The sequence below is a fragment of the Novosphingobium sp. 550D genome (assembly GCF_057401885.1).
Genome location: NZ_CM171613.1, coordinates 1,150,824 through 1,164,564 on the forward strand (window position 1 = coordinate 1,150,824; position 13,741 = coordinate 1,164,564).

Here is a 13,741-nt window from a genome sequence, read left to right on the forward strand (position 1 = left end):
CCCGGCGATGCTCGCGGCTGACATCTGGCTGCTGGGGATCAGCATCGGCGGGATCGCTCTGGCGATCCTGCTGATTGCGCGGCTGGGGCTGCATCCCTTTATCGGCTTGTTGACGGGGGCCTTTGTCACGGGCCTTGCCGCGCAATTGCCGCCCGAAAAATTGGCCCAGACGATTGAAAAGGGCTTTGGCGATATCCTGCGCGGCACCGGCATGGTGGTCGCGCTGGGGCTGGGCCTTGGCGCGATGTTGCAGATTTCGGGCGGGGCGCGGGCGCTGGCCAAATCGGTGCTGGACCGCACCGGGGATCGCTATGCCAGCCTGGGCGGGATGGCGGCGGCGCTGTTGATCGGCATGCCGTTGTTTTTCGAAACCGGCACGGTGCTGCTGCTGCCGATCATTGCGGCGGGCATGGCGGACAAGGCGCAAAGCGGGGCGCTTCGGCTTAAGGTCATGCTCTCGACCTTGGCGGGCCTGTCGGTTCTGCATGCGCTGATGCCGCCGCATCCGGGGCCGCTGATCGCGGTGCGAGAGCTTGGCGCCGATCCGGCGCGCACGATGTTGATGGGCCTGTTGGCCGCCATTCCCACGGCGCTGATCGCCGGGCCTCTGCTGGCGCGGTTGACCACACGCGGGGTGGTGACGGAAAAACTGCCTCTGATCGAACCGGATGAAGGGTTGGCGACACCGGCATGGCGGGCGCTGATCGTCCTGCTGCTGCCGGTGGGGCTGATCGCGGCGGGGGCCTTGATGCGGATGGGCGGGGGCGAGGTTTCGCCCGTTGTCGCCTTGCTTTCCGATCCGGTCGTCGCGCTGTTGATCGCCAATGCGGCGGGGCTGTTGCTGTTGCTGGGCCCGCGCATGGTCGATCGCGGGCTACAGGATATGATCTGGCGCGAGGCGATGTTGCCGGCGGGTGGCATTCTGCTGGGCATTGGCGCGGGCGGGGCGCTGAAACAGGTGCTGGTTGATATTGGCCTGCCCGCGATGTTTGGCCGTATGGCGCAGGCCAATTTCGTCGGGCCGGTGGTGATGGCATGGCTGGTGGCCGCCGCGATCCGCGTGGCGACGGGTTCGGCCACGGTGGCGACGATCACCGCCTCGGCCATCATGGCGGGGGTGATGGGCCAGCAACAGGTTGACCCCAGCCTGCTGGTTCTGGCGATTGGCGCGGGGTCGGTGTTCTTTTCCCACGTCAATGATCCGGGCTTCTGGCTGGTCAAAGCCTATCTGGGCACCAGCACGCGCGACACGTTCCGCACATGGTCGATGCTGGAAAGCGCGATCTCGGTGGTGGGCTTGGGCTTTGTGCTGATTCTGGCGCGGGTGCTTTAAGGGCGGGCGTAGCGGACCACGCCCGGATCGATCTGGTTTGCCCCGATAACGATGCGCCCGCCGGACCAATCGCGTACAAAGGCCGGGCCACGCGGCGCGCCGGGCGCCATTTTCAGCGTATTGCCCTCGATCACCAGCCCGTCGGTGGGGTGGTCGCGACTCTCGGCGGACAGGGCGATGATCGTACCGGGGTTTTCCTTTCGCGGCCCCTGTACCATCCAATTGCCCGAAATCCGCCCCGTGCTGCCCGCGGGCAGGTCGATCAGATAGTTTGAATTGCGCCCGCCGGTGTCGTCGATGACATTGTCGCGGATATCGACCACGCGGGCGCGGATCTTGATGTAATGGCCGCCGTCGCCCATTTCGAACCGCGATCCGGTGATTGTCACACGGTCGTAGAAATTCAGATAGACCGAATGCGCGCAGGACAGGCCCCGGTCGCACCGCCCCAGATGGGTGAAGGTCGAATGGTCAATGGCAATCGTGCCGCGCGGGTCATTGTTGGCAAGGATGCCCTCGTCACTGTCGCGAAACCAGCTTTGCGTCACGGTCAGATTGCCATGTTCAAGGCGGATGCCCGAACCATTGCCGTCCTGATGGCGCATATTGGCAAAGATCAGCCCCTCGACGCGCGACGAACGTCCGCGCAGCACCAGCGCCGCCTTGTCTTCGCACAGGCGTCCGTCGAAGATGGTCTTGCCCGGCACGGCGGCGACGAATTTGACATCACCCGCGATCTGGGCCGCGCAATCGCGCCAGCGGCCTGCATCGATGCGGATCGTGCCGGTCTTGTCGCCAATGGCGAAAAGGGCGTCTTGCAGCCGGTTGAACTTCTGGCCCGTCTCCACCACCGTATAGGGGCTGGTCTGCTGATAGGCAGCCTGAGCATGAGCCAGAGCAGGAGCGCATAGCGCGGCGAGCAGGAGGAGAGGGCGCTTCATAGGCCCCGCTTTAACGGGTGCGCGTTAAGATCCGCCCAACGGCACGCAACATGGCGACAGGCCTGCGCACGCAGCGGTCGCAATGACCACAGGTGCGGGGCGGATGCCCCCCGAAATGGCGCAGCAGCACCGCGCGGCGGCACCCCCATGTGCGGATGAAACGCTCCATCGCCCGCCAGCGCCCTTCCTGTCCGCGCTCATTCCCGCTGGCGATGGCGCGGTGGAGGCCGCCTTTCAGATCCTTGTCCGCCCACAACAGCAAGGCCAGCGCGGGCGCTCCATCGCGGCCCGCACGGCCCGTTTCCTGATAATAGGCCTCCACCGACAAGGGCGGCGAGAGGTGGACGATGAAGCGCACGTCCGGCTTGTCCACACCCATGCCAAAGGCGATGGTCGCCACCATCACCGCGCTGGGGCTGTCGAAAAAGCGTTGCTGATGGGCGCGGCGTTGTTCGGGGCGCATGCCCGCGTGATAGGGCAGCACGCGGCGGCCTGTGCCCGAAAGCGCATCTGCGGTCTGCTCCACCTCGGCGCGGGTGCGGGCATAGATGATGCCGGGGCCGGGGTTCTGCGCCAGAACCTTGCGCAATTGGGCCAGCGTGTCGCCCAGAGTCGCCCTGCGACGGACAGCGGCATAATGGATGTTGGGCCGGTCATAGCCGCCAATGATCCGACCATCTTCGGGAATGGCGAAATGGGTGGTAATGTCGGCGGCGGTATGTGCATCCGCCGTCGCCGTCAGGCACAGGCGCGGGGCGGGATGGGCGTCAAGCAGGGGCAGCAAAGCGCGGTAATCGGGGCGGAAATCATGGCCCCATTCCGACACGCAATGCGCCTCGTCCACGGCGAAGAGGACGATGGGTATGTCGGCCAGCAGCGCGGCGAAGTCCTCACGCGCGGCGCGTTCGGGCGCGACATAGAGCAGATCCAGCGCCCCCCGGCGCAGCAGGTCGATGGTGCGGCCCTGATCCTCGTCCGCGCTGGTCAAAGTGGCGGCGCGCAGGCCATGGGCTTTGGCGGCGCGCATTTGGTCCTGCATCAAGGCGATCAGCGGGCTGATGACGATGACCGTGCCGGGCTGCAGCAGCGCGGGCAATTGATAGGTCAGCGATTTGCCGCCCCCGGTGGGCATGACGGCCAGAGTATGCTTGCCCCCCATGATGCGCTCGATAATGGCGCGTTGGGTGGGGCGGAAATCATCATGGCCGAAATGCTCGCGCAGGGCGCCCGTCAATTCATCCATGTCAATTCATCCATATTCGCGCACGACCCGCAGGAAAGCGTCGCCATAGGCATCCAGCTTTTTTGCGCCGACGCCCGAAATCTGGGCCATTTCCTGCATCGATCCGGGACGATCGCTGGCCATCTGGCGCAGAGTGGCGTCGTTGAAGATGACATAGGGCGGAACCTTCGCCTCGGCCGCCAGATCGCGGCGTAGAGCGCGCAGGGCCTCGAACAAGGGATCGCCGCTGGGGTTGGGGGTGGTGCCACGGTCGCGGCGCACGGATTTGGTGCGTGCGGGCGGCTGGGCCATGACCATCGCCATTTCGCCGCGTAAAATCGCGCGTGCATCCCCTGCCAGTTGTAGCCCGCCATGTTCAGTCGCATCAAGGCACCCGCGCGCCTGCAAAGCGCGGGCGAGGGGGCGCAGCAGCGCGGCATCTTCGCCCGAAACAATGCCATGGACCGAGAGCGTATCATGGCCGCGTTGGCGGATCAGATCGTCGTCGGCCCCGGTCAGAACCTGGCTGACATAGCCCAGCCCAAAGCGCTGGCCCGTGCGATAGACGCCCGAGAGCAGCTTTTGCGCCAGTTGCGTTACCTCGATCACCTTGGGCGGGGACAGGCAATTGTCGCAATTGCCGCAATGGGGTGGCGCGTCCTCGCCGAAATGGCGGCGCAGCAGGGCGCGGCGGCATCCGGCGGTTTCGACCAAGGCGGCCATGCTGTCCAGACGGGTGCGTTCGCCTGACTGGCGTTCGGGCTCAACCTCGCCAATGCGCTGGCGGGCGCGGACGAAATCCTCGGCCCCCCACAGCATCAGCGCCACCGAAGGGTCGCCATCGCGCCCCGCACGGCCGGTTTCCTGATAATAGGCCTCGATGCTTTTGGGCAGGCCCGCATGGGCGACAAAGCGTACGTCCGGCTTGTCGATGCCCATGCCAAAGGCGATGGTGGCCACCATCACCATATCCTCGCTGGCGACAAAGGCGGCCTGATTGGCGGCGCGCATTTCGGGCGGCAGGCCCGCGTGATAGGGCAATACCCGGCGCCCGGTCGCGCCCAATTGCTCGGCCAGCTTTTCCACCCCGGCGCGGGTTCCGGCATAGACGATGCCGGGGCCGGGGACTTCGGCCATCAGTGTTTTGATCTGCGAGAGGGGATTGTCACGCGGGGCGATGCGGTATTGAATATTGGGCCGGTCAAAGCCCGACACGATCAGGCCATCGGCCGGAATGCCCAATTGGTCCAGAATATCGCCGCGCGTATGCGCATCCGCCGTCGCCGTCAGCGCCAGTCGCGGCACATCGGGAAAAGCATCCATCAACGGGCGCAGCAGCCGGTAATCGGGCCGGAAATCATGGCCCCATTGCGACACGCAATGCGCCTCATCAATGGCAAACAGGCCGATGTTCGATTGTTCGAGCAATTCCCGGAAATGCGGCTGGCTGGCGCGTTCGGGCGCGACATAGAGCAGGTCAAGCGCCCCATCACGCAGCGCCGCCATCGTCGCGCCCCGGTCCATGTCGGCGCTGGTCAGGCTGGCCGCGCGGATGCCATTGGCGCTGGCCGACCGCAATTGGTCGTGCATCAGCGCGATCAGCGGCGATATCACCACGCAGACGCCGGGCATCATCACCGCAGGCAATTGATAGGTCAGCGATTTGCCCGCACCCGTCGGCATCACGGCCAGTGTCGATTGGCCCCCCAGAACGCGTTCGACCACATCCTGTTGCACCCCGCGAAACCCGGAAAAACCGAAAATGCGGTGGAGCGTGTCGAGCGGATTGAGCGTTTGCGTGTTCACGCCCCCGCTATGGCAGAGCGGGGCGGGAAGCGGAAGCGCGTGCGACCACTTCTTCTTCGCGCGCGGTAAAGGCGCTGCGGCCCTTGGGCGCGTCATCGGCGACCGCTGTGGTGAAAAAGGCCATGCCCCGGCCCCGCACCGGATCGACCCAGAGGCCCGATTTCAACCCATAGGCATCGCCCGCATGGCCGATCCGCTTTACCCCATCGTCAAACAAATCATCGCGGCACCCCTTGCCGCCTTCTGCCAAAGTCTGCACCGCCAGCCCATAGGCGCAAAAGAACCCGTCCCCCTCGCCATTTTCGCCAAGGCCGTTGGTGCCGTCAAAGCGCCATTGCGGGCGGATCATCTCGGCAAAGGCCGGGGCGCTGATGAAACCCTTGCCGCCCCGCGCCATCATTTGCCCGATCCGCGCCAGATCCATCATGTTGATCCGCAGCCCCCCTTGCGGGGAAAACAGCGCGCCATTCTCGCCCGGCCGATAGGCGGACAGGTCGCAATTGTGCCCCGGCGTCACCTCGACCGGACAGGCGGGCAAGGCGCCATGCAGGTCATCCTTGGCCACATCGCCATTGGCGCGATAGAGGACGACCGCCTGCCCGGCCTCCTGCGCCGAACAGGGCGACCAGTTGTAGCAGGCCGAAAGCCCCAGCGGCGCAAGGACAAGCCGGTGCATCAAATGATCGAACCGCTCGCCCGTTGCCTTTTCCATCACGCTGGCCACGACGGGAAAGTTGAGGTTGGTGTAATGGAACCAATCGCTGCCCGGACCATGCACCTTGTCCCATGCGCGCGGATCGGCAAGGCGGGCACGCAGGCTCTCGCCCAGCGGGATGACATAACCGGCATCATCAGTGAGGCTGGATCGGTGCGAGAGCAGCAGGCGCAGCGTGATCGGCACGTCGGGAAAGGCCGGATTGCGCAAGGGCCAGCCCAGATAATCCGACACGTCCCGATCCAGATCGAGCGTCCCGTAATCCACCAGCCGCATCACCCCCAGCGCCACCACCAGTTTGGAAATCGAGGCGATGCGCACCGGCGATTGCGCATTGGCGGGGCGGCCCGTAGCGCGATCGGCGGCCCCTTCGGCCAGAACCACGCTGGCTTGGCGGCGGTCGAATTGCACCGCCACGGTTGCGGGCACAGGGGTGGGGCCAGAGGCAGGGCCAGAGGCGGGGCCAGAGGCGGGGATGGCGGCGGGGATGGCGGCGGCCAGCAGGAGCGCGGATAAAGGCATGGACGCAGGATTGCCGGGGGGCGCCCGCCGGTCAAGTGGATTAGGCAATAGTGCGGGGCCGGGACTTTCGCCGAAATTCACCATATTTCCGCAAGAACAGGCAGGCAGCAGCAAAGCAGGCCAACCATGACCACCATGACCCGGATCGAATGTGAAGAGGCTCAGGAACCCGCGCCCCTGACCGAGGAGGAGGTGCTGCATCTGATGGTCGGGCGGTTGTGCGATGGGCTGGACCATCCCGAAATCTGGGAAGACCTGTCGATATTCCTGACGCATTTTCCCGGCCTTCGGCACAGGCTCGATCATTCGCAGGCCAATAATGTGAAGGGGCGGCTGGCGCTGGATGTGCTGCGGGCGGTGGCTTTGGTGTTCAACGATCCGCCATCTGCGCGCGATGCGATCAGTCGGCTGGCCACCCGCCACAGTCTGTCGGCACTGGTGCAGGGGGCGGTGTTCTTTATCGAATCGCGGTTGGACCCGGAGAATCCGAAATATGATCTGACCGACCGTTTCTGCCCCACGCCCTTTGAACAGATCGACGTGCTGGATGGCGGTACGCATCTGTGCTGCGCCAGCTGGATCACGCAGAGTTCGGGCAACCTGTCCGAAAAGCCGTGGCAGGATGTGTGGAACTCGCCCGCATCCATCGCCATTCGCGAAAGCATTCAGGACGGTTCATACCGATATTGCAACAAGACCGCATGCCCGCGCATCGCATCGGGAACCTTGCCCACGCGCGGCGATATGGCGGCGAAGAACAGCTTTTGGAGCGATGTGGTCGAAGGGCGCTTGACCGAAATGGCGCGTGGGCCGGGGCGGGTGAACCTGTCCTATGACCAGACCTGTAACCTTTATTGCGAGAGTTGCCGTTCGCACAAGATCGCCTCAGACAGCGCCAAGCGCGAGACTTTTGCCCGGATGCAGGAGGAAAAGATCCTGCCCATGCTGAAAGATGCGCGTCTGGCCATTGTGACCGGATCGGGCGACCCGTTCGCCAGCAAGAATTTCCGCCAGTTGATCGAGCGGATGACGGCCGATGAATTCCCCGATCTGCGCTTTCAGGTGATGACCAACGCCATGCTGCTGACCGAGCGGGAATGGGACAACTTTCCCGCCCTGCACGAGCGCACCGCCCATTTGCGGATCAGCATCGATGCCGCCACCGGCCCCACGCATGAAAAGCTGCGGCGCGGCGCGAAATGGGATGTGATGGAGCGGAATCTGGAATTTGCCGGGCGTTTGCGTGCGGCCGGACAGGTCAAGAGCCTCGACCTCAGCTTTGTCGTGCAGGTGGATAATTACCGTGAGATGGGCGACTGTGTCGATCTGGCGCGGGGGCTTGGGGCGGACAATATGGATTTCCTGCGCCTGACGAATTGGGGCACGTTCAGTTCGAACGAATATGCCGCGCGGGCGGTTTTCCTGCCCCAGCATCCAGAGCATGCGGATTTTCTGGCGGTGATGGCCGATCCGCGCCTGCGTGATCCCATCGTGCACCTGTCGGACCTGGCCGATTTCGCGCCCAAACAATAGAGGCGGGGTTTTGACGCCCCGCCCTCATCATCAATCCAGATTGGGCCGCAGCCAGCGGCGGGTGTCCTCGATGGTCTGTCCGCGCCGCTCGGCATAATCGGCCAATTGGTCCTCGCCGATGGTGGCGACGCCGAAATACTGGCTTTCCGGGTGCGCGAAGTAGAAGCCGCTGACGGCGGCAGTGGGCAGCATGGCTTGGCTTTCGGTCAGCACCAGCCCGGCATTGTCGCCGGCGTTCAACAGATCGAACAGGATCGGCTTTAACGTATGGTCCGGGCAGGCCGGATAGCCGGGGGCGGGGCGGATGCCGCGATATTGTTCGCGGATCAGTGCCTCATTGGTCAATTGCTCGCCCGCGGCATAGCCCCACAGATCACGGCGGACATGGGCGTGCAGCGCTTCCGCAAAGGCTTCGGCAAAGCGGTCGGCCAAAGCCTTCAAGAGAATGTCGCTGTAATCGTCATGGTCCGCCTTGAAACGTTCCAGATGCGGCTCGATCCCATGGATGCCCACGGCAAAACCGCCCAGCCAGTCGTCGGCCGTGTCGATGAAGTCGGACAGGCAGAAATTGGCGCGGCCCCGGCTCTTGATGAATTGCTGGCGCAGCATGGGCAGGCGGGTGCCGTCGTCGAGCAGGATGTCATCGCCCTGGCGATGCGCGGGCCAGAAAGCGCAGACGCCCCGCGCGGTCAGCCACTTTTCCTCGATGATCCGCGCCAGCATTTTCTGCGCATCGGCAAAGAGGCTGCGCGCCGATTCGCCCACGATCTCGTCGTCCAGAATCGCCGGATAGGTGCCCGCCAATTCCCATGCGCGGAAGAAAGGCGTCCAGTCGATATAATCGACCAGATCCGTCAGGCTCCAGTCGTCATAGCGATGCAGGCCGGGCCGGGCCGGGGCCGGGGCCTTTTGCGCAGGGTCGATCACGAAAGCATTGGCGCGCGCGTCCGCGATGGAGAGCAATTTCGATCCGCCCTTGCCCGCGCGCGCAATCCGCACCGCTTCATATTCATCCGCCGTGGCCGCAATGAAACCCTCGGCCTGCGTGTCGGACAGCAACTGGCTGGCCACGCCCACCGCGCGGGATGCGTCCAGCACATGCACCACCGGCCCGTCATAGGCCGGATCAATGCGCAGCGCGGTGTGAACCTTGGACGTCGTCGCCCCGCCGATCAGCAGCGGGATAGTCATCCCTGCGCGCTGCATTTCCTCGGCCACGGTCACCATTTCGTCCAGAGAAGGCGTAATCAGGCCCGACAGGCCGATGATATCGACCTCTTCCTTTCGCGCCGTCTCGATGATCTTGCTCCACGGCACCATCACGCCAAGGTCGATCACCTCATAGCCGTTGCATTGCAGGACGACGCCCACGATGTTCTTGCCGATGTCGTGGACGTCGCCCTTGACGGTGGCCATGATGATCCGGCCCTTGGCCTTGGCGCCTTCTTCCTTGGCCGCCTCGATAAAGGGGATGAGATGGGCCACGGCCTTTTTCATCACGCGGGCCGATTTCACCACCTGGGGCAGGAACATCTGGCCCGATCCGAACAGGTCGCCCACGCGGTTCATGCCTGCCATCAGCGGCCCCTCGATCACCTCGATCGGGCGGGCGTGGAGGAGGCGGGCTTCTTCGGTGTCCTCGACGATATAGGCGTCGATGCCCTTGACCAGCGCATGCTCAAGGCGTTTCACCACGTCATAGGAGCGCCATTCCTCGGCGGCCTTTTCGGCGGCTTTGTCCTGTCCCTTATAGCTTTCGGCCAGAGTGATCAGGCGTTCGGTGGCGGTCTGTTCGCCCTCTACAGGGCGCATCAGGATCACATCCTCGACCGCATCGCGCAGCACGGGGTCGATCTGGTCATAGATGTCGATTTGCCCCGCATTGACGATGGCCATGTCCATGCCTGCCGGAATGGCGTGATAGAGGAACACGCTGTGCATCGCCCGGCGCACGATCTCATTGCCGCGAAAGCTGAAAGACAGGTTCGACAGGCCGCCGCTGATATGGACATGGGGACAGGCCGCCTTGATGTCGCGGCACGCCTCGATGAAGTCGAGGGCGTAACGGTCGTGCTCTTCAATGCCGGTGGCGACCGCAAAGACATTGGGGTCAAAGATGATATCTTCGGGCGGGAAACCGATGCCTGTCAAAAGCTTGTAGGCGCGGCAGCAGATTTCGACCTTGCGTTCGCGCGTGTCGGCCTGACCCTTTTCGTCGAACGCCATGACCACCACGGCCGCACCGTAATCCATGCATTTGCGGGCCTGCGCCAGAAAGGCTTCCTCGCCTTCCTTCATGCTGATCGAATTGACGATCGGCTTGCCCGACACGCATTTCAGACCCGCCTCGATCACGTCCCACTTGGAACTGTCGATCATGATCGGCACGCGGGCGATGTCGGGTTCCGAGGCAATCAGTTTCAAATAGGTCGTCATCGCCGCATGGGCGTCGAGCAGGCCCTCGTCCATGTTGACGTCGATGATCTGGGCGCCATTTTCCACCTGCTGGCGGGCGACCTCGATGGCCTTGGCATAATCACCGGCCAGAATGAGCTTCTTGAACGCCGCCGATCCGGTGACATTGGTGCGCTCGCCCACATTGACGAAACGAGCCGAACTTTGAGTGGTCATCAGTAATTCCAGCGATCAGGCGAAGATAAAGGGTTCAAGACCGGCAAGGCGCGTCACCGGCGTCAATCCGGGCAATTGCCGCGAAGGCAGGCCGGACACCGCGCGCGCCATGGCGGCAATATGCGCGGGCGTTGAACCGCAGCATCCGCCCAGCACGTTGACCTGTCCGGCATCCGCCCATTCCTTGACCAGACCCGCCGTGGTTTCGGGCAATTCGTCATAGGCACCCAATTCATTGGGCAGGCCCGCATTGGGATAGACCATGATCAGCGTATCGGCGATTTCGGACAGGGCCTTCACATGCGGGCGCAATTGCGTTGCGCCAAACGAACAGTTGAGGCCAATCGTGACAGGCCGCGCATGGCGCACCGCCCACCAGAAAGCCTCGACCGTATGGCCAGACAGATTGCGTCCCGACAGGTCGGTCAGCGTCATCGAGAGCATGATCGGGATTTCCCGGCCCAGCTTCTGCTCGACATGGCGCACGGCCATGATGCCCGCCTTGGCGTTCAATGTGTCGAACACCGTTTCGATCAGAATGAAATCCGCGCCCCCTTCGACCAGCGCTTCGACCTGTTCGGCATAGACATCGACCAGATGGTCCCAGTCGATCTCGCGGAAGCCGGGGTCGTTCACGTCGGGGGAAAGGGAAAGCGTCTTGTTCGTCGGCCCGATGGCGCCTGCCACAAAGCGGGGGCGCCCATCCTTGGCGGTGAATTCATCGGCAACCCGGCGGGCCAGCTTGGCGCTCTCGATGTTGATGTCGCGCACCAGATGTTCCGCGCCATAATCGGCCTGCGAAATACGGTTGGCGGAAAAGGTGTTCGTCTCGGCCAGATCGGCCCCGGCGGCGAAATAGGCGCGGTGGATCGCCTCGGGCACCTCCGGCTTGGTCAGCGCCAGAATGTCATTATTGCCCTTCTGATCGTGGCCAAGGCCCAGATTGCCGGCATAATCGGCCTCGGACAGGCCGTAATTCTGGATCTCGGTGCCGAACGCGCCATCGGTGATCAGGATGCGCTGCGTGGACTGCTCAAGCAAAGCCTTGCGGGCGGCGGAAGGAATTAGAGACATTTCAGGCAGCCTTTTCTTGGGCAACGATCCGCGCGGGGTTGGGGCGCACCCCCAGCAGATGACAGATCGCATAGGAGAGTTCAGCGCGGTTGAGCGTGTAGAAGTGGAAATCACGCACACCGCCCGCATAAAGCTTGCGGCAGAATTCCGCCGCAATCGTCGCCGCGACCAGAGCGCGTGCGGGCGGGTGGGTGTCCAGCCCTTCGAACAGGCCCGCCATCCACGCCGGAATTTCCGCCCCGCATGCGGCGGCGAATTTCTGGGTCTGGGCGAAATTGGACACCGGCAGGATGCCGGGCAGCACCGGCGCATCAATCCCCGCGGCGGCCAGACGGTCGCGATAGCGGAAGAAGGTTTCCGGCTCGAAGAAGAACTGGCTGATCGCGCGGGTGGCGCCCGCGTCCAGCTTGCGCTTGAGATTGTCGATGTCTGCCTCGACGCTGGGCGAATCGGGGTGGCTTTCGGGATAGGCGGCGACCGAGATTTCAAACGGCGCCACGCGCTTCAGCCCCGCCACCAGATCGGCGGCATTCTGATAGCCATCGGGATGCGGCACGAAAGGCGCGCCCGGCTGGCCCATATCGCCGCGCAGAGCGACAATGTGGCGAACCCCCGCCTCCCAGTAGGCTTCGGCCACAGCGTTTACCTCGGCCTTGCTGGCGTCCACACAGGTCAGGTGTGCGGCGGCGGGCAGGCGCGCTTCGGAAATGATGCGGGCCACCGTGCCATGGGTGCGGTCACGCGTCGTCCCGCCCGCGCCATAGGTGACCGAGACAAAGGCCGGATCAAGCGGGGCGAGCGTCTTCACCACTTCCCAAAGCTGGGCCATCATTCCGTCGCTTTTGGGCGGAAAGAATTCGAACGATACGCTGATATCGCCCGGCAATCCGGCAAACAGAGGTGCGTCCAGCGCCTTGCGGGCCTCGTTCAGCGCTTCATAGCTGGCGTTCATCAGCAAATACCTTTTGGAAAGTGTGGGGCGCGCCAAGGCGGCGCCCGGTCCAGATTTTGACGGTCAATTGGCCGCCATGCAGCGCGATGGGCGCATCGGCGGAAAATCCTGCGGCGGCAAACCATTGCGCCATCTGCTCGTCGGAAAAGCCGAGGCGGGCGTGAGCATGGCGTTCGCGCAATTCTTCATGGGCATGGGCGGCCAGATCGACGATGGCCAGATGCGCACCGGGCCGCGCCACACGCGCCGCTTCGGCCAGAACGGCCTCCGGCGCCTGAGCATAGTGCAGCACCTGATGCATCAGCAGCGTGTCGAACGAAGCATCGGCAAAGGGCAGAGCGGTAAAATCGCCCTGCACCAAATCGACCTTGCCCGATGGCAGATCCTGAAGCCGGGTACGGGCGATGCGCAGCATGTCGGGGCTTTTGTCCAGCGCCGTGACATGCGCGGCGCGCGGGGCAAAGCATTGCGCCATCCGGCCCGTACCGGTGCCAATATCCAGCAATTGGCCCAGCGCGTCGGGCAACAGGCGCAGCAGGGCTTCCTCCACCGGCTCATCGGGGCTGAGCAGCGAGCGGATCTGGTCCCATTCCTCGGCATGACGGGCGAAATATTGGATCGAGGCGGCTTCGCGCGCGGCACGGATCGCGGCCAGACGGCGGCGGTCTTCGGCGCATTGCGCGGCGAAATCGGCGTCCTCATCCTCGGCGGCGGCAAGAAGGCGGGCGCTGGCGGCGCGCAGCGATGGGCCGTCGAGGGCAAAGGGCGCGATTTTCAGGAAGACCCAGCTTCCCTCCTTGCGTCTTTCGGCAAGGCCCGCGTCGCACAGGATTTTGACATGGCGCGAAACGCGCGGCTGGCTCTGGCCCAGAACCTGCGCCAATTCGCCCACGGCCAGCTCCATCGCCGCCAAAAGGCGCATGATGCGCAGGCGCGTGGGATCGGCCAACGCGCGCAACAAGGGGTCAATGAGCAGGTTCTTTGTCATGGCTGGCATCACATATAAAGATAT

Annotated in this window: 10 protein-coding genes; 2 read left to right on the top strand and 8 right to left on the bottom strand. The window is 64.0% G+C overall.

From position 1 onward, the window contains the following. Positions 1–7 precede the first annotated feature (7 nt). Positions 8–1,333 carry a GntP family permease gene (locus tag AC2S2E_RS05555; RefSeq protein ID WP_486524031.1) on the top strand — a complete coding sequence of 442 codons (1,326 nt, stop codon included), beginning with the start codon at positions 8–10 and terminating at the stop codon, positions 1,331–1,333. Here the strand turns inward: AC2S2E_RS05555 and AC2S2E_RS05560 are convergent. From AC2S2E_RS05560 to AC2S2E_RS05575, 4 genes are read right to left on the bottom strand one after another with little or no spacing between them, the layout of a single operon-like run. Further along, on the bottom strand, positions 1,330–2,274 hold the full coding sequence (locus tag AC2S2E_RS05560) for a right-handed parallel beta-helix repeat-containing protein (protein WP_476105774.1): 945 nt from the start codon (positions 2,272–2,274) through the stop codon (positions 1,330–1,332). The genes AC2S2E_RS05555 and AC2S2E_RS05560 overlap by 4 nt on opposite strands. A gap of 10 nt (positions 2,275–2,284) precedes the next feature. Further along, positions 2,285–3,517: a RecQ family ATP-dependent DNA helicase gene (locus AC2S2E_RS05565; RefSeq protein ID WP_486524032.1), complete on the bottom strand. Its 1,233-nt coding sequence runs from the start codon at positions 3,515–3,517 to the stop codon at positions 2,285–2,287. A gap of 6 nt (positions 3,518–3,523) precedes the next feature. Continuing rightward, positions 3,524–5,398, bottom strand: coding sequence for a DNA helicase RecQ (gene recQ, locus AC2S2E_RS05570; protein WP_486524033.1), 1,875 nt, complete (start codon positions 5,396–5,398; stop codon positions 3,524–3,526). Next, complete coding sequence (locus AC2S2E_RS05575; RefSeq protein ID WP_486524034.1) at positions 5,310–6,539, bottom strand: serine hydrolase domain-containing protein; 1,230 nt, start codon at positions 6,537–6,539, stop codon at positions 5,310–5,312. The genes recQ and AC2S2E_RS05575 overlap by 89 nt, the downstream gene beginning before the upstream one ends. 126 nt (positions 6,540–6,665) lie before the next feature. Here AC2S2E_RS05575 and AC2S2E_RS05580 point away from each other — a divergent pair, with 126 nt between their 5' ends. After that, positions 6,666–8,072, top strand: coding sequence for a radical SAM/SPASM domain-containing protein (locus tag AC2S2E_RS05580; protein WP_486524035.1), 1,407 nt, complete (start codon positions 6,666–6,668; stop codon positions 8,070–8,072). Between the two features lie 30 nt (positions 8,073–8,102). On the opposite strand, the gene metH is transcribed toward AC2S2E_RS05580, so the two are convergent. From metH to AC2S2E_RS05600, 4 genes are read right to left on the bottom strand one after another with little or no spacing between them, the layout of a single operon-like run. Further along, positions 8,103–10,703: a methionine synthase gene (gene metH, locus AC2S2E_RS05585; protein ID WP_486524036.1), complete on the bottom strand. Its 2,601-nt coding sequence runs from the start codon at positions 10,701–10,703 to the stop codon at positions 8,103–8,105. A 15-nt stretch (positions 10,704–10,718) separates the two neighbouring features. Beyond that, positions 10,719–11,777 (bottom strand): homocysteine S-methyltransferase family protein, encoded by a 1,059-nt coding sequence (locus AC2S2E_RS05590; RefSeq protein ID WP_486524037.1) that lies wholly within the window; start codon positions 11,775–11,777, stop codon positions 10,719–10,721. A 1-nt stretch (position 11,778) separates the two neighbouring features. Further along, on the bottom strand, positions 11,779–12,729 hold the full coding sequence (gene metF, locus AC2S2E_RS05595; RefSeq protein WP_486524038.1) for a methylenetetrahydrofolate reductase [NAD(P)H]: 951 nt from the start codon (positions 12,727–12,729) through the stop codon (positions 11,779–11,781). Further along, on the bottom strand, positions 12,713–13,717 hold the full coding sequence (locus tag AC2S2E_RS05600; protein WP_476105757.1) for an ArsR/SmtB family transcription factor: 1,005 nt from the start codon (positions 13,715–13,717) through the stop codon (positions 12,713–12,715). Before AC2S2E_RS05600 ends, metF begins: the two co-directional genes overlap by 17 nt. Positions 13,718–13,741 lie beyond the last annotated feature (24 nt).